At 52.1% G+C, this 22,329-nt stretch carries 20 protein-coding genes; 12 read left to right on the top strand and 8 right to left on the bottom strand.

Going from position 1 to position 22,329, the window contains the following annotated elements; genetic code table 11:
- Positions 1-15 precede the first annotated feature (15 nt).
- Positions 16-3,288: an efflux RND transporter permease subunit gene (locus CFLAV_RS09635; protein ID WP_007414511.1), complete on the top strand. Its 3,273-nt coding sequence runs from the start codon at positions 16-18 to the stop codon at positions 3,286-3,288.
- 17 nt (positions 3,289-3,305) lie between these two features.
- Here the strand turns inward: CFLAV_RS09635 and CFLAV_RS09630 are convergent, their stop codons facing one another.
- Entirely contained in the window at positions 3,306-4,862 is a 1,557-nt protein-coding gene (locus CFLAV_RS09630) for a M16 family metallopeptidase (RefSeq protein ID WP_007414510.1), read from the bottom strand.
- On the bottom strand, positions 4,849-6,423 hold the full coding sequence (locus CFLAV_RS09625; protein WP_050785675.1) for a M16 family metallopeptidase: 1,575 nt from the start codon (positions 6,421-6,423) through the stop codon (positions 4,849-4,851). The genes CFLAV_RS09630 and CFLAV_RS09625 overlap by 14 nt, the downstream gene beginning before the upstream one ends.
- Positions 6,424-6,651: 228 nt before the next feature.
- On the opposite strand from CFLAV_RS09625, the gene CFLAV_RS09620 reads away from it, so the two are divergent.
- The 3 genes from CFLAV_RS09620 to CFLAV_RS09610 all read left to right on the top strand — a co-directional run bounded on the left by CFLAV_RS09620 (position 6,652) and on the right by CFLAV_RS09610 (position 10,765).
- Positions 6,652-8,529, top strand: a complete 1,878-nt coding sequence (locus tag CFLAV_RS09620) for a hypothetical protein (RefSeq protein WP_040547744.1) — start codon at positions 6,652-6,654, stop codon at positions 8,527-8,529.
- 213 nt (positions 8,530-8,742) lie between these two features.
- A complete protein-coding gene (locus tag CFLAV_RS09615; RefSeq protein ID WP_160164545.1) occupies positions 8,743-10,089 on the top strand; it encodes an FG-GAP repeat domain-containing protein in 1,347 nt (448 codons plus the stop codon).
- A 175-nt stretch (positions 10,090-10,264) separates the two neighbouring features.
- Complete coding sequence (locus CFLAV_RS09610; protein ID WP_007414506.1) at positions 10,265-10,765, top strand: hypothetical protein; 501 nt, start codon at positions 10,265-10,267, stop codon at positions 10,763-10,765.
- A 32-nt stretch (positions 10,766-10,797) separates the two neighbouring features.
- Here CFLAV_RS09610 and CFLAV_RS09605 read toward each other — a convergent pair whose 3' ends face one another.
- Together CFLAV_RS09605 and CFLAV_RS09600 are read right to left on the bottom strand one after the other, a co-directional pair.
- Positions 10,798-11,442: a M48 family metallopeptidase gene (locus CFLAV_RS09605; protein ID WP_007414505.1), complete on the bottom strand. Its 645-nt coding sequence runs from the start codon at positions 11,440-11,442 to the stop codon at positions 10,798-10,800.
- On the bottom strand, positions 11,442-11,954 hold the full coding sequence (locus CFLAV_RS09600; RefSeq protein WP_007414504.1) for a DUF1643 domain-containing protein: 513 nt from the start codon (positions 11,952-11,954) through the stop codon (positions 11,442-11,444). The genes CFLAV_RS09605 and CFLAV_RS09600 overlap by 1 nt, the downstream gene beginning before the upstream one ends.
- A 211-nt stretch (positions 11,955-12,165) precedes the next feature.
- Between CFLAV_RS09600 and CFLAV_RS09595 the strand changes: the two genes are divergently transcribed.
- Positions 12,166-12,432, top strand: a complete 267-nt coding sequence (locus CFLAV_RS09595) for a hypothetical protein (RefSeq protein ID WP_007414503.1) — start codon at positions 12,166-12,168, stop codon at positions 12,430-12,432.
- Positions 12,433-12,547: 115 nt separating this feature from the next.
- Complete coding sequence (locus CFLAV_RS09590) at positions 12,548-12,739, top strand: hypothetical protein (RefSeq protein ID WP_007414502.1); 192 nt, start codon at positions 12,548-12,550, stop codon at positions 12,737-12,739.
- Between the two features lie 329 nt (positions 12,740-13,068).
- Here CFLAV_RS09590 and CFLAV_RS35495 read toward each other — a convergent pair whose 3' ends face one another.
- The gene (locus tag CFLAV_RS35495; protein WP_160164544.1) at positions 13,069-13,209 is read right to left on the bottom strand and encodes a hypothetical protein; all 141 of its coding nucleotides are present in this window, start codon (positions 13,207-13,209) and stop codon (positions 13,069-13,071) included.
- A gap of 196 nt (positions 13,210-13,405) precedes the next feature.
- On the opposite strand from CFLAV_RS35495, the gene CFLAV_RS09585 reads away from it, so the two are divergent.
- Entirely contained in the window at positions 13,406-13,981 is a 576-nt protein-coding gene (locus CFLAV_RS09585) for a hypothetical protein (RefSeq protein WP_150107342.1), read from the top strand.
- 26 nt (positions 13,982-14,007) lie between these two features.
- On the opposite strand, the gene CFLAV_RS09580 is transcribed toward CFLAV_RS09585, so the two are convergent.
- Both CFLAV_RS09580 and CFLAV_RS09575 read right to left on the bottom strand, forming a co-directional pair.
- A complete protein-coding gene (locus CFLAV_RS09580; RefSeq protein WP_007414499.1) occupies positions 14,008-14,235 on the bottom strand; it encodes an ATP-binding protein in 228 nt (75 codons plus the stop codon).
- On the bottom strand, positions 14,236-14,538 hold the full coding sequence (locus CFLAV_RS09575; protein WP_007414498.1) for a hypothetical protein: 303 nt from the start codon (positions 14,536-14,538) through the stop codon (positions 14,236-14,238).
- A 104-nt stretch (positions 14,539-14,642) separates the two neighbouring features.
- Between CFLAV_RS09575 and CFLAV_RS09570 the strand changes: the two genes are divergently transcribed.
- Entirely contained in the window at positions 14,643-14,927 is a 285-nt protein-coding gene (locus CFLAV_RS09570; RefSeq protein ID WP_007414497.1) for a hypothetical protein, read from the top strand.
- 145 nt (positions 14,928-15,072) lie between these two features.
- Here CFLAV_RS09570 and CFLAV_RS09565 read toward each other — a convergent pair whose 3' ends face one another.
- Positions 15,073-15,537 (bottom strand): response regulator, encoded by a 465-nt coding sequence (locus tag CFLAV_RS09565; protein WP_007414496.1) that lies wholly within the window; start codon positions 15,535-15,537, stop codon positions 15,073-15,075.
- A gap of 130 nt (positions 15,538-15,667) precedes the next feature.
- On the opposite strand from CFLAV_RS09565, the gene CFLAV_RS09560 reads away from it, so the two are divergent.
- The 4 genes from CFLAV_RS09560 to CFLAV_RS09545 all read left to right on the top strand — a co-directional run bounded on the left by CFLAV_RS09560 (position 15,668) and on the right by CFLAV_RS09545 (position 22,191).
- Entirely contained in the window at positions 15,668-16,135 is a 468-nt protein-coding gene (locus CFLAV_RS09560) for a response regulator (RefSeq protein WP_007414495.1), read from the top strand.
- 235 nt (positions 16,136-16,370) lie between these two features.
- Positions 16,371-17,159 (top strand): DUF4412 domain-containing protein, encoded by a 789-nt coding sequence (locus CFLAV_RS09555; RefSeq protein WP_007414494.1) that lies wholly within the window; start codon positions 16,371-16,373, stop codon positions 17,157-17,159.
- Positions 17,160-17,342: 183 nt separating this feature from the next.
- Positions 17,343-18,722, top strand: coding sequence for an MBL fold metallo-hydrolase (locus CFLAV_RS09550; RefSeq protein ID WP_007414493.1), 1,380 nt, complete (start codon positions 17,343-17,345; stop codon positions 18,720-18,722).
- Between the two features lie 79 nt (positions 18,723-18,801).
- Entirely contained in the window at positions 18,802-22,191 is a 3,390-nt protein-coding gene (locus CFLAV_RS09545; protein WP_007414492.1) for a PD-(D/E)XK nuclease family protein, read from the top strand.
- The last annotated feature ends 138 nt before the right edge of the window (positions 22,192-22,329 follow it).

Below are 22,329 nucleotides of genomic sequence, written 5' to 3'. Positions count from 1 at the left end.
TGAACCCGCAACCACATGGAACATAAACCAAGCAGCTCTCTCCCCGAAGAATCCAGAACACGCGAAGGTTTGCTCGAAAGGATAATCGAGGCCAGCGCGCGCAATAAATTCCTGGTCATTATTTTAACAATCATCGCCGTTGCCGGAGGCACCTGGGGTTTGCTGAGGACTCCGCTGGATGCAGTACCGGATTTGAGTGACGTGCAAGTGATTGTCTATACGGATTGGGAGGGACGTTCACCCGACCTGGTGGAAGACCAGATTACCTATCCCATTTCCACGCGGTTCATCGCCGCTCCCAAAGTCAAATTTGTTCGCGGCGAATCGATGTTCGGCAAGTCCTTCGTTTACGTGATTTTTGAGGATGGAACCGACATTTATTGGGCTCGCTCACGGGTCATCGAGTATTTGAATGCAGTCCGTGGCATGTTGCCCGAGGGAGTGAACCCGGTGATTGGTCCGGACGCGACGGGTGTGGGCTGGGTTTACGAGTATGCGTTGGTAGACAAAAGTGGAAAACATTCACTGGCCGATCTGCGCTCCTTTCAGGACTGGCATTTGCGTTACGCCTTGGAATCAGTAAAAGGGGTGGCAGAAATTGCGCCCGTTGGAGGTTTCGTTAAACAGTATCAGGTTGATCTGGACCCAAACAAGCTAGTTGCTTATGGCATCCAGATCGGTGACATCATCGACCGCATCCGTAAGTCGAACAATGATGTTGGTGGAAAGATTTTCGAAGTTGCCTCCACGGAATATTACGTGCGTGGACGCGGCTATATCAAGAGCGTTGAGGATATTGAAAATATCCCTTTAAAAACCTCACAGGGGACGCCGGTTTACATTAGGAATGTCGGCAAGGTTCACCTGGGTCCGGATTTGAGACGCGGAGTAGCCGAATTGAATGGCCAGGGTGAAGTGGTGGGCGGCATTGTAGTAATGCGCTACGGGCAGAACGCCTTGACCGTCATACAGGATGTAAAAAGAAAATTAGCAGAACTCAAGTCATCACTGCCCGAGGGAGTCGAAGTTGTCACCACGTATGATCGCAGCGATCTTATCAATCGTTCGATTGCAACGCTCAGGGAAAAGCTATTGGAGGAAAGCATCATTGTTGCGCTCGTCTGCCTGGTATTTCTCTGGCATGTGCGCTCTGCCCTGGTCGCCATTATCACACTCCCTGTGGCCATCATTCTTTCATTTCTGCCGATGTATTACCTGGGACTTACTTCAAACATCATGTCCCTGGGAGGCATCGCCATCGCTGTGGGTGCCATGGTGGATGCTGCCATTATCATGATCGAGAATGCGCATAAGCAACTTGAGCATTTTCGCGATGAACACGGTCGTGAACCTGATTCTCGGGAGCGCGTTGTAGCGATCATTGCGGCAGCGAAAAGTGTTGGAAGACCGCTTTTCTTCTCCCTACTCGTAATCACGGTGAGTTTTCTTCCCGTATTTTCGTTGACGGGTCAGGAAGGCCGATTGTTCCGGCCGCTCGCGTTTACAAAAACTTTCGCCATGTTTTTCGCCTCATTTATTTCCCTGACTCTCGCTCCGGTGCTGATGGTGTTGCTGGTCCGGGGCAGAATTGCCCCTGAAGCGAAAAACCCCATCAACCGCTTTCTTATTTGGATTTATCAACCTTTCGTTCATTTCGTACTTCGGTTTCGTTGGTCGGTAATCGTCGGCGCTGGCATCGTGGTATTTGTTGGAACGCTTGTGCCCCTGGCGAATCTACTGCTGGGAAACCCGATTCCCTTCTACAAATTCGGCAAGGAGTTTATGCCGCCTCTAAACGAGGGAACCATCCTTTACATGCCCACAGCCGTTCCCGGAATTTCCATCGGGGAAGCAACGAGGATTCTGCAGATCCAGGACCGTAGACTGAAGGAAATACCGGAGGTGGACACTGTCTTTGGCAAGGCGGGTCAAGCGGATACCCCGACCGATCCAGCTCCACTGTCGATGTTCGAAACCGTGATAACCCTGAAGCCCGCCAGCCAGTGGCGTGCGGGAATGACCTGGGAGAAGATCGTGGAGCAGATAAATCAAATTAAAACGCCAGGCATGGCGAACATTATTTGGATGCCCATCCAAACGAGGACCGAAATGCTCACCACGGGGTTTCGTTCGGTGTTGGGGATCAAGGTCTTTGGACCAGACCTCGGGGAAATTCAAAAGCTCGGAGTGCAGATTGAAAGAGCCCTGGCAAATTTTCCTGATACTCGCAGCGCCTTCGCAGAGAGAACGACAGGCGGCTACTTCCTTGACTTCATCGTGAATCGGGAGGCAGCCGCACGTTATGGACTGACTGTCGGTGAGGTGAATGACATCATCGAGACGGCGATTGGAGGCAAGACTATTACGACCACTGTGGAAGGACGTGAGCGTTACCCGGTGAATGTGCGCTACGCGCGTGATTTCCGCGAAGATCTTGACGCTTTAAAGCGCGTCCTGGTTCCCATTCCCACCACTGCCACCGCATCCAAAGAAGGCAATGTCAAAAGCCAAATAATTTCGCACATCCCCATTTCAATGCTGGCTGATATCAGTTACAAGACGGGTCCGCCATCCATTCGCAATGAGAATGGGCAGTTGGTTGGTTTTGTCTTCGTGGATATAACCACGGACGACATTAGTGGATACGTCCAACAGGCGAGCCGGAGAATAAATGAGCAGGTAAAATTTCCGCCAGGATTTTACTTTCAATGGGGTGGACAGTTTGAATATCTGCAGAGCGCCGAAAAGCGACTGATGATTGTGATCCCTTTTACTGCGTTGATCATCTTTGTGCTCATCTACCTCAACACAAAATCCCTGGTAAAAACACTGATCGTTCTTTTGGCTGTCCCCTTCTCACTCGTGGGTGCGTTCCTCCTCGTCTATCTCCTGGGCTACAATATGAGTGTCGCAGTCTGGGTGGGTTTAATAGCGCTGGCCGGGCTGGATGCGGAGACCGGAGTGGTGATGTTGCTATATCTTGATCAGGCCTGGGAAAAATTCAAGGCCACCGGGCGAATGAAATCAGTTAAGGATTTGGAAGAAGCAGTCCGGGAAGGTGCTGTTCAGCGTATTCGTCCCAAGGTCATGACTGTGTGCGCCATCCTGTTTGGATTGCTCCCGATCATGTGGTCACCGGCTACTCAGGCTGGAGCTGATGTAATGAAACGAATTGCCGCCCCCATGATCGGTGGTGTGATCACCTCAGCAATGCTGGAGCTGCTGATCTATCCAGCCATTTATGTGATCTGGCGAAGTCGTGCGCTACGAAAGCTCCGGGCCGGATAAGTCTGCGAGTTCTTTTACTACTGAGCTGCCGGTTTTTGCGCATCGGAAATCGGCTTCATTGTGAGCGGATCGCGCAAGGGCACTTCGGTTACCGGGCCCGCAGTGAGTTGCTTTAGCGTCATCGGGTGATCGGGCAATGACAGCATGATGTCGTCTTTCTGTCCCACGACGAGAATTACCATCTGGTCCGACTTTAGATACTTCTGTGCCACCCGTTGCGCGTCACCGGCCGTGACGGCGTTGATGCGGTCACGAAATTTTTCCCAGAACGTGGGGTCCTTGGCATACCGTCCGGTGAACTCATCCTGTGCGAAAATGTTTGCAACCTGTCCCTTCGTCGCGAACTGATGGGGAAAGCGATCGATAAAGCCGCTTTTCGAAATGCTCAGTTCCGGATCGGTTGGCGGCGTATCAGTCATCTTTTTGATTTCGCGCAATACTATCGAACTCGCATAGGCCACCGTACGTGACTTCGATTGAAACCCTGAACTGAAAGTGGATGGATAATACACACCGCCAGGAAAGCTTGAATAAGCCGAGTAAGCCAGACCTTCATCAGAGCGGACACTGTTCATGATGCGTGAGGTGAAACCGCCGCCGCCAAGAATGTCATTCATGATGAGAACGCTGAAATAATCCGGATTGTCCCGCAGGATGCCGGGCAGCATCATCGACACGCGGCCTTGATTCACGTCCTTGTTCACCAGGTAAACTCCAGGTTTGGCAAAAACGGTGTTGGTGGGAATGGCCGGTGGCTTCTCGCCTTGATAGGGCCAGTTTGCAAAAAGCTTTTCCAATTTCTGGATCATCGCATCGCGATCAAAATCCCCGCTGGCCGCCACGACGAAATTACTTGGGAAAAACCATTTCTTATGAAAATCCTCAATATCGGTGCGTGTTATTCCTTCCAACGAGGCAGCGGTGGAATACTGGTTTGCCCAGAAGCTTTCGCCTGTCGCCAGGAAGCCAGCCTCGCGGGCTTCAATTGCTTCAGACTCATCGTTACGCTGCTTCATCGCCTGAAGCTCTTGCTGCTTTCGCAACGCAATTTTGTTATCCTGAAACCGGGGCTCGGTGAGGACATCGCGCAGAATGCCCATGCCTTCGTCCAGATCCTTTGAAAGCAAGTTAAGACTCACGCTCCCCTGGTTGTCACCGATCCCCGAATTTAACTGTGCAGCCAATAGCGCCAATCGCTCTTCCAACGCTTCTGCAGCCATGTTTTTTGTGCCACCGCGGGCGATCAGGTAGCCGGTCAATTCACCCAACCCTTCCTTGCCCTTGGGCACCAGATAATTTCCCGTATGGACATACACCACAATATTAACGAGCGGCAATTCCTTGTCCGGGACGACGTAAGCCACCGGTCCACTCTTCAACTGCACACGGTATTTTGCAGCCACTGGAGGTTCATACTTCAATGGCGGGAACTTTAATAGCTCCGGCCTTGCAGGAATTCCGGCACTCTTTCCATCGGCAGAATTCTGCGCTGTTGTGACTTGCTCCGCGCCTGCCAGCAGTCCCAAAGCAATGGCAATCCTCACGAACCCAACACAGCTCTTATTTACCTTCATTGTTTCCCTCCTGCTTTGAAGAACTTCCCTTACGCGTATAAATTCCCACCATCCGGTTTTCCTTTGTAAAGTACTTGTTCGCCACACGCTTGACATCAGCCGCTGTCACCAGTTGAATTTTTTTACCGGCCTCATTGATCTCACGCCAATCACCCTCTCCCTCATTCTGAATCAGGTGCATGAGGATAGGCATGTTCGCGGTCAACCGCCGATACTCACTGGCCGCAAAGTTATTCTTTACCTTCTGCAATTCCTCGGCGGGAACTTCCTCTTTCTTTAATTTCTCCATTTCCGTGTAAATCCCCTGCTCCACTTCTTCAGGGGTTTTCCCATCGCGGGCCTCGCCCCCGGCGTTGAACAACCCCGCCCACTTGCGCGAATCCTGCGCCGCGTAAGTTTCCGTCGCCACTTGTGAGCCCAACACCAGTCCTTTGTATAAACGTCCCGTACGGGTGGATAAAATCTGGGCCAAGACCTCCAAGGGGTAACTATCCTTGTGTCCAAATGGTACAGTGTGCCAGTTGATGTCCACCTGTGGATTGGTCTCCGCCTCGGCGTACATCCGCTTTTCCGCCGCCTGCGGCACTTCCTGGGTCACTACATCCGGCGGATCTTTCTTTCCGCGCGGAATCCGCTCGAAATATTTCTTCGCCAGCAGTACCACATCGTTCGTTTTGAAGTCACCCACCAGAATCAGTGTGAGATTCTGCGGAGCATAGAAGAGGCCATAGAACTCATCGGCCTGGGCTTTCGAAATTGAGGGAATGTCTGACGGCCACCCCACCACTGGCCAATGATAAGGTGATGATTCCCAAAACATTGCCTCGCTCTCCTCAGTGAACTTGCCCAGGGGAGTCGAATCCGTCCGCATCCGCCGTTCCTCGAAGACCACATCGCGCTCGGCATAAAACTCCCGGAAAACCGGATGAAAAATTCGTTCCGATTCCATCCACATCCACAACTGCATCTTGTTCGCCGGTACAGTGATGAAATACGCCGTCATATCTTCCGACGTAAACGCATTCATCCCCGTGCCACCCTCCTTGGTATAAACCTGGTCGAATTCATTCTTCACCAGGATGTCGCGCTGCTGGGCTATCAACTCGTTGAACTTCCTGTTCAATCCCTTCCAATGCGGTGTCTGGTTTTCCGGCTTCGTCAAATCATCGATCTCACCGCGTCGATAGGCTGCGCGAATCTTTGCCTCCTCCTTACGCATCTCGTTGCGTACCTCTTCCTGCTCGGCAATAATCTGCTGATCCTTCTTATAATCCTTTGTCCCGATCGTGGGCGTCCCTTTAAACATCATGTGTTCGAACAGGTGCGCGATCCCGGTAATCCCGGGCCGCTCGTTCGAGGCGCCGACATGCGCCACCCAACCGCCGGAAATGGAAGGCTCATCGTGTCGCTCAACCATTAGCAGTTTCATCCCATTATCAAGGGTGACCTCCGTTACTGGCACCTTTTGCGCCCAGGCCGAAGCCGCGCAGGTGGCAGCAATGAAAAAAGTGAACGTCAATTTGGAAAGTCTCTTGGAAATATCAACCATGGAATTGTGCATAACCCAATTTAACCACATGCAATTGTGACAGAACGTAGACCATGTTCGCTCAATCGCCAACCAAAATTCATCAGCACTGATTTTCACTCCACGTTTGGTGCTTAAATGAAACCAATAAGCGTTCCAACGCTAAAGGTTTATAGACAGCTTTTTGCCGCTTGCCCTTTGAAACCGATTTCCTACCAAGAACAGACTTGCATCCAGACCGATTACCCACGAATTTCCTGCATGGCCCGAACCCAAGGTCACGTCAGTCAAGGAGCGCGCACCATAATCCTGCTGCTCGCGTGCCTCGCCTTTTTCAGCGCACCTCTTTTCGCCCGCGACGTCTTCGTGATGCTCTCGGGCGGTGACACACCTTTTGATAATAACTACTCACAGTATTTACAGGCCAAAACAATTACTGCCTTCTTCCAACAGAACTATCCTTCAAATTCCGTCTGGACATTCTTCGGCGCGGGCAATGTTGAAGGTCAGCAGCCGGTCTTCGGCGACGTCCATCGCCAGAGGAATCGCGATGGCTTGCTCCTCGACTCGTGGATTCCTGGTTCACTTCCCCGCAATTTACCCGCTCGTCACGATCTCATCCTCCGAACCTTTCGCGATGAAATTCTTCCCGCAGTCGCCAATGGCGGCACCTTGTATCTTTTCGTCGGCGACCATGGTTCGCGCACGCATGGGAAGAATCCGGAAAGCATCATCGCCCTTTGGAGTTTGTCGCCGGATGGAGCGAGCGAGCATGGGTGGCGTTATAGCCGTGATGAATCGCTTAGTGTGACAGAATTTCGCCGCACCCTGGCTGGCGGCATTGGCAGGGGCCGCATTGTGTTTTGCATGACCCAATGCCATTCAGGTGGCTTTCACTACCTCGCGTTTCCACGCACTCCCACACCAAATCCCAAATGGTTTACCGTGATGCCGGACTATGCCGCACCGAAGAATCAACCCGCTTTTCCAGCAGTTGCCGGCTTTACCGCCACGGATGAAATGTCCCCTGCAGCCGGTTGCGATCCTGACCCCGATCCCGACAAGTGGGCTGGTTATGAGCGGTTCGTTCCCGAAAATCTACTGGGCATCAATTTGTTCAATTCGAAACCAACCACCAAAGCTCTCCACTCGTTCTCCGATGCCCACATCGCAGCGACCCTCGTCGACAACACCATCGACAAGCCTTACTCCACGTCGGAGCAATACCTCGAACGTTGGGCCAACCTCATCGAAACACGTCTCGCCAAGGAACCAAACCTTACCACCAAGGTAAGGAAACAGGTTGCGGCCTACCAGCGCGCTCTGGATGGTGCGACGCCGAAGATTTCAGATCCGGCATTTCGCGAACGCCAGGCCCAATTTAACCGTTTCATCAACCGCATGACGGAGCAAAATTTCGGTTTGAGAACCCTGCTGGTGGCTGGCACGCGGAAGGAGTTGGAAGCGGCCATCGATCCTGCCAATGTCGACAAGCAGACACCCAATCGCCGCCGGCCGCAGTCCGCTCCGCAAGCAAGGCAAACGCCATCCAAGAGACGCGGAGGCGGTGGCGCACCTGCGGAAAGACGCAAGCTCTACACCGACACGATTCGTCCCGCCTGGAAACAAGCCGTGGAATCCAACCGGATCACCAACCTCCCTCCAGCCGCACTGGAGTTTGAAAAATATCTTCTCAGCCGGGAAGACCAGGGAAGCAACTACTTTTCGTTCCGTGGGGCGGCAGCGCTGCAGGATGAAGTGTTCTGGAACTCCGGTTACAGCGATCCACAAACACTCAATCCAGCCAAAGCCGAAGCCATTGTTCGCTGGGGTGCCGAGCGGCGCAGCCAAATCGTGATCTGGGCCTTCACATCAACGGATACCAACATTCAGGCCGCCGCCACAAAACTGATGAATTCGATGCCTGAGCTCGCCCACGCTTCAACACTTTCACCTGATCTCTCCACGCCGCTGCTGAGCGAAGATATCGCGGCCGCCCGCACCTTGTTTTATCGACGCGTCCTCGCCGCCTGGCAATTCCTCCTCGCCGTCAATGAGCGTCCGGCTCTTGCCAAAATTCACGAACTCACCGAGCTTGAGCGCACGCCACTTCCGCAACCGCAAGCACAGCATCGGTAGCAGCGCAATCCTTCCTTGCGATGGACGATCGAAACGCTGGGTTTAGAATTTCTTTGCATCTCCGAATGACGTTGATAGGTTTGACCGACTACAAATATGGTTTTTTCCACTCAGAATTTGCTTGTTACCCCCAGATCAGAGGTTATTTTACGTTCGATAGGCAAGCAACAAGCTCGAAATATATTGGGAGAGAAATCCATATCTATTTTATATATGAAAGTCCTGCAATTATCAGCCATCAGCGCTTGGTACGGAATGGCAATGTTAGCCTCTTTAAGCCCCACCATGGCCCATGCCGTTCCACCAGTTAAATTTGCTTCGCCGGTTCCTTATGGGGCATTGAACGCCTCAGATGTGGCCGTCAACGACTTTGATGGCGACGGCAAAATGGATTTCGCCTCGGTGACCCGACTTCCAAATCTAATGAGTGTTTTCACGAATTCGGGAAACGGGTCATTCGGTATTTCTTCAAATTATGCGCTGCCCAATCAGCCCTTCTCCATCGCGGCAGGCGATTTGAATGGGGACGGCAAACCAGATATTGTCGCAACATGGAGAGGAGTGATTTCCGTGTTTACCAACGTGAATAATGCCACATTCGCTCCCGCCATCGACTATGGTATTTTCACGAACAATGCCCTGATCCTATCGTCTGTTTCTTTAGGAGACTTTAACGGAGATCATAAGTTGGATATCGCGGTCGGGATATTAGGTTCCAATGTAGTTACAGTATTGCTCAATAACGGAAACGGTACGTTTGGTTCACCAACAAACTTTCCAACCCATTCAACCGCCAACATGGGGCCGATCACGATCACGCTGGCTGATCTCAACAATGATGGAATACTGGATATTGTAACGGCAAATGGGTCAGGTGGAGACTCCATAAGTGTGCTATTGGGAAACGGCGACGGCTCTTTTAGTTTTGGCACTAATTACTCTACCAAGGGTTATCCGATCTGTGCGGTAGTGGGCGATTTTAACAATGATGGAAAACCGGACATCGCCGCTACGAATCCCGGTGAGAATTCAATTGGGCTGCTTTTTGGCAATGGCGACGGGACTTTTGGAACAGCGATTACAACTCAGGTTTTGGCTGATCCACGGCCCATGGCTGCAGGGGATTTGAATGGTGACGGCAATCTTGACCTCGTCATGGTCCATAACAGCATCACCTCCACATCGGCCCGGGGTATTCTACTGGGCAAAGGCGACGGTTCCTTTCTCGCGGAAACCAATGCTTTCGCCCCGCCTCCCGTTAACAGAATCATCGTTGCGGATGTAAACGGAGACAATCAACCAGATCTCTTGATCGCCGCCAGTTCTGGTGTTTCCATTTATTTAAATCAATCGGTGCCAACGCTGAAGGGCGATTACCAAACGGGTCGACTCGTTTTGCAGTGGCCCAACTGGGCAGGGTATATTTTGGAAACCGCCACCATGCTTCCAACCGATACATGGATTGCTGTTACAGACACACCTGCGCTGGTAAATAATCAAAATTCCCTCACAAACTTCGTCACTGGCTCGAATCAGTTCTTTCGCTTGAACCACCATTAAGAGCCGAGCAACCAGTGCCGGCCATTGCCAAAATCCGCGAACTTACGGAGTTGGAGCGCACGCCACTTCCGCAACCGCAAGCACACCATCTGTAGAACGACAGTCACTTCACCGCACCGCATTATTGCTCAAACGTTCTCTTAATGATAGAAACAATTGAAACGTTTGCAGCACTATGTCCTTTATTCTTTCAGCACAGAGACGGACTGCCAAAGATTGCTCTGTCGCCTTTGGACAGTACCGGGAATACCTCCACCAAAATAAGAGCAAATTTCCGGCCGGTGCCTTTGCATTGGCCACCGCTGATTGGTATTATGATCCCGGTGACCATCGATGTCTTCACGATGGTTGGTTGGAGAACATTACGATTTCCGAACCGGCCTTGGGCGACCGCAACGAAAAGCGCGTCACTTCCTTTCGCATCAGACTCCTTGCTGCTTATCACGATGGTTACATCGAGTTGTTATATCCACGAGTGTTCAGCTACATGCTAACCAGTCCCACCTGCAAACGAGGTCAAGGTGACTGGCTGTTTGATGAATTCCGCCTTTCGCCACTCGGTCACTTGATTCACGAAATTGAATGGGCAGGCTTTCCTGGCGATCAATGCTCGCGTTGGATCGTTGAAGCTTCGGACGTGGTATTCCACTGGATTCCCAGGCGAAGCACGGGATAGCCATTTGATCTGGCACATGCTCGCCTAAGGCTTCAATGCGCCAACAATCTCCCGTTCTTGCGCAGCCAATCCCTTGCCTCTTGTGTGCGAGGAAATGCATCATGGACCAGTTTCCAAAAGCGACTCGAGTGGTTCATCTCGCGCAGGTGCATCAACTCGTGGACAATCACGTAATCACGCACGAACCCTGGTGTTTGCACCAGGCGATAGTTCAGGGCGATATTGCCGCGCGTTGAACAGGAACCCCACCGCGACCGCTGGTCCCGAATTGAAATTCGCTTTACACTTAATCCGTATTGCGCCGCTAATTCCAAAACCTTCCCCGGCAACTCCGTCCGGGCCAATTCAAAGAGCCTGGCTCGAATTCGCCGGCGCAAATCCTCTCCCTCCGCCATTGAGAATGTTTGATCTCCAAAACACACGGTATTCCCCTCGATCACCAGGGGAATGCTCTCACCGCGAAACAGCACACTCTTTTCCGAGTTCCGCACGGCCACACGATCCAGGCGTTTCGTGATCTGCTCTGCAATCCATTCGGCGTGACCGGCGGCAAATTTCTTTGCATATTCCAATGAGCCTCCACGCGGAATTGTCACCCGCACATTAGCTTCATCATCCACCCGCAGAATATACCTCCGGGCATTTCTGCGCCGCACATATATGAGAGGAGTATTCATCAAGCTGGAACCCGGGCTTTTAAACGTTGGACGCCTGCAAAGGGTTTTGGCTTGAGATTTTTTTTCAGGTAGAGCGGATGACACGGCTCTCCAGATTTGTTCACCTTCAAACAGTTCAAATTCTTCAGCCATCCCATCACCTCCACGCTCCTGTTGCGGTGAGCCCCATGGTTCCCCCAAATCGCCATCACCAGTCCGGCTTCCTTCACCACCGACATTATTCGCTTATCATTATCCCTCCCGACCGGATCCTTCGCCCCTTTCATCACTTCCGGCTGTGTTGCCCGAAACGCAAACAGGTTCAACATATACATGCCGCCGTAATTCCACGCCTCGGCATATCGACGACACCGTGCCACCGTCGGATCATCCTTCAATTCGTCCGCCGTGGATGGATTCAGGCCAATAAAAGCCACATATGGCCGGTCGTCATCCCAGATTCGCCAGAGCGAATACCTGTAATTCTCGCAATCCGAGAATATCGCCCCCGATCTGTCCGTGCCTTTTCTCATTTTTTAATCAATAATCTTATCATCCACAAATCCAGATTCCCTGGCCAGAAAGAAGCGAGGTCTGCCAGCGGAGCGGATTTGCCCCACTATTTTCTGTGATCCTCCTTCAGAAAATGATTGCACTTCATTTGTAGTTTAGGCAGACTGTTTTCAGCAGAGAGGCTCGGCAAGTAATGCCCTTCTGCAAAAATGAACAAGGAGTAAGAGACGTATGACCATTGTGAATTGTTCGGAATGCGGCACGCGAATCATCAGCCGCGCCTCCACCTGTCCCCGATGCGGAGCCAAAAACACCTTCCATCGTCATCGGAATTCCGATGCCTTGAGTTCCAGGCCGCCAGTTCCCCGTTCACTCGCGCAGGAAAAACAGAATGGCGGGCTGGTCCTGTTGATTCTTTTTCTGGTTACGCTGGCATTGGTCGTCTTGCGCCCCCTGCTACTTTCAATTTTTCATTCAGTATCCTACCCGGTGTATTAGCGTTAAACTTAACCATGGTGGTCAAAACTGCCTGATCATTCCCGCTTGCCACATTTAATGGAAAGGTTAGGGTCCTCTTGGTAACGGGCGGGATTATCAGAAGGAAAGGAAAGCCATGACACATCCAATGCTGGGATTCTTTAATCTGGGCGGAGCCGAGATCATTTTGATTTTGGCGATCATGTTCGTTATGAGCGTGATGTTGGCGGGCGCGGTGGCTCTGGTTTTTATCATCATCAAAATTACTCAGAGACGTTCCGATTCGACAGCTTCAGCCGCAATCCCGCCGAAGTTCCATCAACCATAATTGAGCCACGTCCGATTGGCCTTTGCGCTTCTGTAGTTTACACCCGGGCCATTACAGCCTACCTTGCGGCCACCTTCGGAGAAACTTCCATGCCGCAGGTAAGTAAACCGACAATTGAAAGACCAATTATGGGCGACAAATCACCGAAGTCAGTAAACAAACAGGCATCACAAAAGTTGGCAAAGACAAATTCAGCCAATCAGAAAAAGCAGCAGGCCACAACCGCCAAGCAGGCAGCAAAGCGATAAATCGGTCCTGAATGCTTTCAACGATTATCAACACGCTGCGGCCATTACGGGTTGCAGCTTTTCTTTTTCGCACAGGCGTCATCACTGGGTCAACGTCTCCTGCTTTTCCGCTTCCGGCGCTACTTCATAGTTTCCCAGCACCTCTCCCATTACCACGGTGTAAGTCAGCGTTCCGCTCTTCAAATCCACGTTTGGTAGAAAATCTTCATCCAAAGACGCCAAGATTTACCGACTTGCGATAATAAAACCCATAAATCCAGAGAAACCAATCTGCTCCCCAGGTGTTAGGTAATTCAAGCCCGCTCGATACAGACTTGCACACTCACTGCAAAGGCTGTGAACGGGACTTGAATACGGAAACACAATTCAGAGTCTGTTTCATCAAATGACTGCATTCAGCTATCGGAGGAAATTCATCATGCCTAACTTCAATACCACCATACTAACATTACTCGTCTGTTCTTTGCTCTCGTTTAACATCCACGCTCAAGACACTGGCACCAACACTCCTAAAACACGGATTGAGGCTTTTGATACTCAGATTGGAGTCATCCGCATCAAAGCCACGTCGGACATGGGCACCATTCCTGGAAAAATAGGAAGCGTCCTGATTCAATGCAAGGAATCAACGGATCCTGTCGCCAACAAGAAGGAGTACGGTCTCGCGATCAAGGTTTCCCTGAGTGAACAACAGCAGGATTCCACCACCATTGATTACGATGAGATCGAACCGCTGATTGGGGCCATAGATTACATCAGCAAAATCGACTATTCCGTCACTACCCTGCCCACCTTTGCCGCAACCTTCACCACGCGTGGTGATTTCACGATAGCGACTTACACCAGCAAACGCCAAGGCAACATTCAGGCAACGGCCCAAAGTAATCGCCTGCTTAAGACAAGAGTATTCCTTTCAATGGATCAGTTAGCCCAACTCCGGACCGTACTCGCCTCCGCCAAAAATACCATCGATTCCATTCGCCCAACAAAATAGTGTGAAGTGTTTTGCTCAGCCGCCACTTATTTATTGTTTGCGACAAGTTTAGGCAGTTCGATCCAAAATCGGCTGCCGGCACCCGGTTTGGATTCCACCCCCACCTGGCCGTCCATGCGTTCCATAGCCTTGCGCACAATGGCGAGTCCAATACCAGTTCCTTCGTAAGGCGAGGAGACATTATCCAGATGCTCGAACACCTGAAAAATTCGTGTTTGCTGTGCCGGAGAGATGCCTATTCCATTATCCTCCACTCAAAGCCGCAGTCTACTCCCAATGCTTTCCGAGTATATCCGTACGTGAGGGTTTGCGCCGGGCGGAATGAACTTTAGAGCGTTGGTTAATAAATTAGTCAGACCCTGGCCGATCTGCGAGATGCTGCCCTGGACTTCAGGCAGAGAGCTTTCGACAACCACTTTGGCCTGCCTGGATTTCATCTCGCCTTCCAACTCCTTCAAAACAATTGCAACCTGAAGATCCAAATCAACCCGTTCTGAAACAATTTCCACAAGCGTGAGCTGTCCATAAGCCAATAAATCCTTTACAAGTTGCTGCATCCGTATTGCGGCTCCGTACTTTTCGCAATCAGGGCGAAATCATATCTTTCTTGGCGCCATAGGGGTCGCTCCTCCGATTGCCTAATGAGGCAGAAAACAACTACATGATTGTGTTACCAGCAAAGAAGCAAAAAGATTTGCGTCAGCAAGCATCCTTGTTTCAAGCTTTCAGGATGCCCCTGCAAATGAAGGTTCTGGTTCAGGACTGTCAAACTGAACTTTACTTCAGTGGTTCAGACTCCTGGACATCCGATCCGGAAGAAGCAATCGATTTCGGACACGTGCCGCGTGCCGCTGAATTCCTGCTCGAGTCACGGGGATTGCAAGCGGACATTATTCTTCATTTTGGTCACCCCGCTTACGATTTGCGTCTAAAGGGAACGAGATAAACCTGTTATTCGGAAAAGTTTTACACCCTCAGCCCCGTCGTTCCCGCTTCATTTCCGGCCGGTTCCCGGAGCATGAAGCGGGATGGTAGTCTCGATGCATGAGGTGTGCTTCGATTTGTTTCATCGTCTCCTGCATCTCTTTTTACTATCTGGCAGCCGGGAACGAAGGATAGTTGTGAGCAATTACCGGCGGCAGACTGGTGGTATCAGCCCAGAACGCATGAATTTTTTGGACGACGGCGGCCAACTCCTTCATGCTCTGCGGTTTCCCCACCCAGAAATTAGCTCCATATTCGTAAGCCTTTTGCATCTCGATTGCATCCTCGGAACCGCTCATGACGGTTACAGGGAGCGCGCGATAGCGAGGCTGAGCCCGCAACCATTCCAAAAACTCCCAACCCTGCATGCCTGGCAATTTCCAATCGAGCAGGATCAGCTCAGGCAAAGGAAATCTCCTTCGTTCCCCATACCCATTATGCCCCAGCAGGTAATCTATTGCTTCAGCCGCTCCATCCACCACCGCAACCGGTGGTCCCAGGGTTTTTCGTTTCAAGGCCAAACGTAATAACAAAGCATCATTTGAATTGTCTTCAACGACCAACATCTTCATACATCAATAATCCTTCTCAAGTTCACACAGGGGACGTAGGGTAAACGTCGGAAAATCTTTGCCAATAGGGTTAGAACCCCATTTAAGAGTCGAAAAGCCTGTGGTTCTCTAGGAGTTACTACATAACAGCATGAACCGAGGAACCATTCTCATCGTTGACGACAGTGAAGATGACATTTTCTTCATCCGGCGTGCGCTGACGCGGGCAGGAATCAGCAACCCGATACAGGTCATCGACTGTGGCGACGAGGCGCTTGCGTATTTGAAAGGGCTCAATCGCTATGCTGACCGTATTCAATATCCGCTGCCGTGCCTGACTTTCATGGACATTAAAATGCCGGGAAAGAGCGGATTGGAGGTTTTGGCGGAGATCAGAAATGATCCTCAATTAAAGAAACTGGTGGTTATCATGCTGACCACTTCGGGACATTCCAGGGACATCGCGCACGCAGCCACACTGGGCGCCAATTCCTATCTGGTCAAGCCGAGCGACACCGACAATTTAAACGACGTTTTCAAAAAGGCAGCGGATTACTGGCTCCAAGTGCATCAACACACTGATTTGTTGGAGACTTCGGCGTTCCATGCTGGTATGTGAGGTGACCGGCGTTGAGGGCCAGGCTTGCCCCGCCAAACTTTACGCGGCAGCAAAATCCGACCGAGTCATGCTGTTTTGAGCGAATTGTCAGGGCGATGATTCGAAGATTTACAGGCCAGGGAGCCACATGAAAGCATTTGTCCATGGATCGAAAGAGGTATATTTTGCCGGTCCGGACCACCAAATTTAGTTGGCGTTGAAAGCGCCAGAGTCTATGTTCCACGGAAATTAAAACATGAAATATATAACCTTTACGAACAAGCTGGCTCTGTTGCCGGCTCTGGTCGCCACATTAGCCCTGGCATCCACCACCACCTACGCACAGATGGGTCACAGTCCATCTAAGTCGATGAACATGGCGATGATGAAGCTTTTCGGGGACAACAACAATTTCACATCCAAAGCCGAAATCAGTATCAGCAAGGCGGGCAAAACCAGCACCACTATGCCGATCAATTTCGCACTGGCCGGTGATAAGATGCGCACAGACATCGACATGACCCAAATCAAGAGCACCGACATGCCAGCCAATGCCATGGCGATGATGAAGCAGATGGGAATGGATCAAATGAGCACGATCATGCTTCCCGAAAAGAAAATGACCTACATCATCTATCCCAGCTTGAAGGCGTATGCCGAACAACCGATGGACAAGGATGATGTCATTGATGCCACCAAGAATTACAAAATTGAGAAGACCGCACTCGGCAAGGAGACCATTGATGGTCATCCCACGCAGAAGAACAAGGTTGTCATGACGGATGACAAGGGGCAGAAACAGGAAGCCACGGTTTGGAATGCGACCGATCTAAAGGATTTTCCGGTGCAGATGCAGATGAATGAGGATAGCAACGTGGTCCTGATGCACTACAAAGACATCAAGCTGGGCAAGCCAGACGCCAACAAATTCGAAGTTCCCACCGGAATGACCAAGTACAGCTCCGCGCAGCAGCTCATGCAGGCTGAAATGACGAAACGGATGGGTAACGGCGGTGGCTTCGGCGCCCCTCCAGCTCAGAAGTAAGTGTATTGAGATTTATACCAACATGGAGTTAATTGTTACGTGTTGGTTCATTTTGAAGTTCTTTTGTCCACACGGCTCCTTGGGGGCCGTGTGGCCTTTTAGCCCCCAGAGGTATGAGGCAGGTCTGCGAATGCTTATTTGCATCGACTTCTCTTCTCTCAGGTCTAAACTGCACAGCTTTTTATGAGGATTGTAAATTTAAACCCGGACAGTGACATCGGCGCCAGCGCATGGTTTTTGGAACTGGAAGGACATCGACTTTTGATGGATGCCGGCGTGCATCCGAAACGGGAAGGCCGCGCGAGTCTTCCATTGTACAACCTGGTGGATAAGGAGGAGGTGGATGCCATTGCCATCACCCACTGCCACCATGACCATGTCGGCTCATTACCGGTGGCGTTGCGGTATTTTCCCAAGGCACACGTGCTCATGACGGAGTTAAGCTACTTTCTGGTTGAAAGGGTGCTCCACAATTCAGTGAACGTCATGACCCGCCAGCGGGACGAGATGGGGATCAAGGAATATCCGCTTTACACCCACGACCAGGTGGATGACATCGCACCGGTTTTCCAAGGCTTCAAGTACAACCGGGAAGTTGACTGGGCCGCCTTTCACAAAACGCGGGCCGGATTGCCCTCGCCAACCCTGGAGTTTTACGACGCGGGCCATGCGCTTGGTTCCGCCGGAGTCATGGTGCGTGGAGGTAAACAAACTGTTTTCTATACTGGTGATGTTTGTTTCCAGGATCAAACAATCTTGAAGGGCGCACGTTTTGAAGATGTCAAAGCTGACGTCCTCGTCATGGAGACCACCCGGGGCAATCGCGAAGTCCAAAAGGACTTTACCCGTGCAGCGGAGTTGGAACGCCTCTGCCAGGCGATTGAACGGGTGCAAAAGCGCAAGGGTTGCATCCTGATCCCTACCTTCGCACTGGGTCGCACACAGGAAATCCTGGCGATGCTGGCCTTGATGACCCGCTCGGGTCGTATCAGGCAACAGCCGATTTATATTGGCGGTCTGGGCCGGGTGTTCACGGAAATTTATGATTTGGAAGCTCACCGCACGCACCGGCAGCTTAGCAATCTGCAATTGCGCGAAGCCCTGAATTTGGTGGTTCTGGAGAAAGGTCAGGCGCAAAACATGAAGCTCTCCGGAGGGCGCATATTTGTCATGACTGCGGGGATGATGAGTGAAAATACCGCGGCTCACGACCTGGCCGCACGGATGATTGGCGACGAGCGCCAAGCCATTTTCTTCGTTGGCTACGCAGATGGTGACACACCGGGCGGGCGGCTCAAAGCAGCCAAGCCTGGTGAAACTTTTGTATTCAGTGGCTCAGCTGGCGAAGTCACCCGCAAGTGCGAACTGGAAGATTTCGATTTAACAGCCCATGCCAATCGCGAGGATTTGCTCGACTTTGTCAGCAGGGTTTCGCCACACACTGTCCTGCTGGGTCATGGTGATGAGGTTTCCCGCCAGTGGTTTGCGCAGCAAATTGTCGCGCGGCATCCCAAAATAAAGGTGATACAGCCCAAACCGGGGGAGAGCGTAAGTCTCCCGTAGCAAAAGATGGCTGGGAATGGAGCTTTCTTTTTATCTCCAACCCTTTGCGTCTTTGAGGATTTGCGGTTAAAAATAGGGCGTGCAAACGCGCTTTATCCTTGGACCTGCGGGGAGCGGAAAGACCTTCCGCTGCCTGACGGAGATTCGCAAGGTTCTGGCGGTCGAACCGGACGGCCCGCCTTTGCTGCTCATCGCGCCCAAGCAAACCACCTATCAGCTTGAGCGGCAGTTGCTCGCCTACCCTTCCGTGGCCGGGTACACACGTTTGCAGATTCTGTCGTTCGAGCGGCTCGCATTTTTTGTTTTCAACTCACTGCAAAAACCTCCTCCGCAGATGCTGGATGAGGAGGGACGGCTGATGGTGCTGCGGAGCCTGCTCGCCCGCAAACGCGATGAATTGAAACTCTTCCGTGCCAGCGCGCGCCTCGCCGGGTTTGCCCAGCATTTAAGCCGGGTATTGCGCGAACTGCAACACCATCAGCTTACGCCTGAATCACTCCACGAATTGGCCGAGCAAGTTCACGCGGTGGAAGGTCTCAGTTACAAGCTGCATGACCTGGGGACCATGCTGCGCGATTATTTGGACTGGCTGCAGGCCCATCACCTTCAGGATGGCGACAATCTCCTTACCTTCGCGACCGAGGTGCTAAGAGAACCTCACGCCCCACTCAACTTCGGTGAAATGTGGGTGGATGGCTTCACTGATTTATCTCCGCAGGAACTTGACCTGCTGGCCCAAATCATCCCGCACGTTCCACAAGCTACCTTGACCTTTTGCCTGGATCAGGTGCCGACCGAGCGCATTTCCTGGCTCTCCAACTGGTCTGTGCCGCGCCGAACCTATGACCGTTGTCAGAAACGCTTCGCAGGCTTGCCGAACGTCGAGCTAAGCAAGGAGCTCCTGGCGCGGCACATGAACCGGAGCCGGTTCCTGAACAATTCGCCGCTGCACCACCTGGAACAACATTGGGCCGAGCCCAAGCCGTTCGTGGATGCCGCCACTGCTGCGCGACCGTATTCCCTGCGCGAATCGTTGCGGGTGATTACGTGTACGAATCCCGAGGCTGAAGCCACGCTGGCTGCGCGGGAAGTTTTGCGCTTCGTGCGATCAGGCGGACGGTTTCGGGAAGTGACGATTTTGGTGCGCAAGCTCGATAATTATCACGAAGCCCTGGCCAATACTTTCAAACGCTACGATATCCCCTACTTCCTGGATCGCCGCGAAGCCGTCTCGCATCATCCGCTGGCGGAACTGACCCGCAATGCACTTCGCACCGTGGCTTTTTCATGGTCGCGTGATGATTGGTTCGCCGCGTTAAAAACCGGATTGGTTCCCGCGGAGGATACCGAGATTGATCGTTTGGAAAATGAAGCGCTGGCACGGGGTTGGAAGGGTTCCACGTGGCAGCATCCCATCTTGATCCATGACAATCCCGAGCTGACCGAGTGGGCCGAAAACCTGCGTCGCAAAATTGTCCCGCCTTTCAAGAATCTGGCAGTAAATATGGGGCAGCAAAGCAACCGGCCATCGGGCAGGCATCTGGCCGCAGCGTTGCGTGATTTCTGGCAGTCACTGAAAGTGGACGAAACCTTGCAGGAATGGAGCGATGCTGAAATCGCCGGCTCGGATTCGCAACTCGCACCGCCCATTCACCTCACCGTGTGGGAACAGATGAATGCCTGGCTGGAAAACGTGGAACTGGCGTTTCCGACTGAAACGTTGCCGTTGCGTGAGTGGCTGCCCATTCTCGAAGCGGGCCTGGCCAACCTGAACGTGGGTGTGATTCCGCCAGCGCTGGACCAGGTGCTTATCGGCGCCATCGACCGCTCGCGTAATCCGGATATCCGCCTGGCTTTGGTTCTGGGGATGAATGAAGGAGTATTTCCAGCGCCGCCGGAACAATCTGTTCTGCTGACGGACGCGGATCGCGAGGAGCTTAAAAAGAAGGACGTTGAACTGGGCGCGAGCACGCGCCAACAAATTGGCCACGAACGTTATTACGGGTACGTTGCCTGCACGCGCGCCCGTCAACGCGTGGTCCTGACCTCCGCGATCTTTGATGCCGCAGGAAAACCGCTGAATCCATCTCCTTTCCTCTCACAACTCAAGCAACTTTTCCCTTCGCTTGAAACCGAAACTTTTCCAAAGAGTTTGGACTGGCGCAAAAGCGAACATGCGAATGAACTAATTGTGCCGTTGCTGCGCAATCAGGTCCAAAGCCCGATATCAAAGGTCCAGGGTGTATCGGCGTTGAACAAGTTTCCGGCGCTGGCGGCGTTGCGCGAGCGATTGAAACATTTTTCAACCACGCCAACTGAAGAATCGCTTTCACCAGAGCTGGCGGAACGGCTTTACGGCCCGGCCTTGCGCACATCCGTGAGCCGGATGGAACAATTCGCCGCCTGTCCGTTCAAGTTTTTCGTCCACTCCGGCCTGCGTGCCGAGGAGCGAAAGAAGTTTGAGTTGGATATACGGGATCAAGGCAATTTTCAACATGAAGTGCTCGCGAGTTTTCATGAGCAGTTGAAGACAGAAAATAAACGGTGGCGTGACATCAGCCCACAGGAAGCGCGGGAACGCATCAAGTCCATTGCCCTGACCATGATGGTGAGTTATCGCGATGGTTTGTTGCAAGTCAGTGAAGAAACGCGCTTCACTGCGCGCGTGCTTACCGAATCGTTGCAGGATTTTGTCGAGACGCTGGTGGGTTGGATGGGGCAGCAATATGCGTTTGATCCCAAGGCGGTGGAACTGCCTTTCGGAGAGGATTTGTTCCCAGCATGGGAGCTTGAACTCGGCAAAGACCATAAACTCCTGTTGCACGGACGCATTGATCGCATCGATATCTGCCGCGAGTCGGAGGATGCCGAGGAAGCGCTTTGCGTGGTGGTGGATTACAAGTCGAGCCAAAAGCAGCTCGATCCGTTGCTGATGGAGCATGGACTCCAACTTCAATTGGCAGCGTACCTGAATGTTCTCCGCCATTGGCCTGATCCGCGTCCCATCTTCGGCGTGCAACGATTGATTCCCTCAGGCGTGTTTTACGTAAATCTGCGTGGCCGATACGATCGGGAACAAAACCGTGATCTGGCATTGGCAGCCAGTGAATCCGCGCGCAAACTCGCCTACCGCCACTCAGGCCGGTTCGATGCGGGCGTGTTGTCCAGGCTGGATCAGCGCCCGGGTGTGAAGGAAGGCGACCAGTTCAATTTTCGCCTGACCAAGGATGGGAAGATTCATGGCAATTCAAAGGAAGCGATGGAGACTCAGGCTTTTGCGATGTTGCTGAACGGGGTTGAAACTTCCTTAACCTCAATGGGGCAGGCAATTTACTCAGGAGTGGCCAAGTTGGATCCGTATCGGAAGGGAACCATGACGGCTTGCGAGGGTTGCGATTATAATTCCATCTGCCGCGTCGATCCATGGGTGCATCAGTTTAGGGTGTTGCGGAAAGCTGAGGAGGCATGAGGGCGGAGTAAAACCGAGAAAGCTTCCTGCCTGCAGGATTTTGCAACTCGCCATTTCGCCATTGGCAGCTTATACTAAAAACTTAAATTGATTCAGAAATGCGGGCTCTTACCTGTTATTTCCATTTCAAATTGCGTC

It is taken from the genome of Pedosphaera parvula Ellin514 (assembly GCF_000172555.1).
GTDB lineage: Bacteria > Verrucomicrobiota > Verrucomicrobiia > Limisphaerales > Pedosphaeraceae > Pedosphaera.
Note: the sequence above shows the minus strand (reverse complement) of the source record. Positions and strands in the feature narration are given on the sequence as shown.

What these genes read in the sequence shown, in the direction of transcription:
- CFLAV_RS09635 (WP_007414511.1), top strand. Translation starts at nt 16, where the DNA reads ATGGAACATAAACCAAGCAGCTCTCTCCCCGAAGAATCCAGAACACGC.
- CFLAV_RS09630 (WP_007414510.1), bottom strand. Translation starts at nt 4,862, where the DNA reads ATGAAGGTAAATAAGAGCTGTGTTGGGTTCGTGAGGATTGCCATTGCT.
- CFLAV_RS09625 (WP_050785675.1), bottom strand. Translation starts at nt 6,423, where the DNA reads ATGCACAATTCCATGGTTGATATTTCCAAGAGACTTTCCAAATTGACG.
- CFLAV_RS09620 (WP_040547744.1), top strand. Translation starts at nt 6,652, where the DNA reads ATGGCCCGAACCCAAGGTCACGTCAGTCAAGGAGCGCGCACCATAATC.
- CFLAV_RS09615 (WP_160164545.1), top strand. Translation starts at nt 8,743, where the DNA reads ATGAAAGTCCTGCAATTATCAGCCATCAGCGCTTGGTACGGAATGGCA.
- CFLAV_RS09610 (WP_007414506.1), top strand. Translation starts at nt 10,265, where the DNA reads ATGTCCTTTATTCTTTCAGCACAGAGACGGACTGCCAAAGATTGCTCT.
- CFLAV_RS09605 (WP_007414505.1), bottom strand. Translation starts at nt 11,442, where the DNA reads ATGAATACTCCTCTCATATATGTGCGGCGCAGAAATGCCCGGAGGTAT.
- CFLAV_RS09600 (WP_007414504.1), bottom strand. Translation starts at nt 11,954, where the DNA reads ATGAGAAAAGGCACGGACAGATCGGGGGCGATATTCTCGGATTGCGAG.
- CFLAV_RS09595 (WP_007414503.1), top strand. Translation starts at nt 12,166, where the DNA reads ATGACCATTGTGAATTGTTCGGAATGCGGCACGCGAATCATCAGCCGC.
- CFLAV_RS09590 (WP_007414502.1), top strand. Translation starts at nt 12,548, where the DNA reads ATGACACATCCAATGCTGGGATTCTTTAATCTGGGCGGAGCCGAGATC.
- CFLAV_RS09585 (WP_150107342.1), top strand. Translation starts at nt 13,406, where the DNA reads ATGCCTAACTTCAATACCACCATACTAACATTACTCGTCTGTTCTTTG.
- CFLAV_RS09575 (WP_007414498.1), bottom strand. Translation starts at nt 14,538, where the DNA reads ATGCAGCAACTTGTAAAGGATTTATTGGCTTATGGACAGCTCACGCTT.
- CFLAV_RS09570 (WP_007414497.1), top strand. Translation starts at nt 14,643, where the DNA reads ATGATTGTGTTACCAGCAAAGAAGCAAAAAGATTTGCGTCAGCAAGCA.
- CFLAV_RS09565 (WP_007414496.1), bottom strand. Translation starts at nt 15,537, where the DNA reads ATGAAGATGTTGGTCGTTGAAGACAATTCAAATGATGCTTTGTTATTA.
- CFLAV_RS09560 (WP_007414495.1), top strand. Translation starts at nt 15,668, where the DNA reads ATGAACCGAGGAACCATTCTCATCGTTGACGACAGTGAAGATGACATT.
- CFLAV_RS09555 (WP_007414494.1), top strand. Translation starts at nt 16,371, where the DNA reads ATGAAATATATAACCTTTACGAACAAGCTGGCTCTGTTGCCGGCTCTG.
- CFLAV_RS09550 (WP_007414493.1), top strand. Translation starts at nt 17,343, where the DNA reads ATGAGGATTGTAAATTTAAACCCGGACAGTGACATCGGCGCCAGCGCA.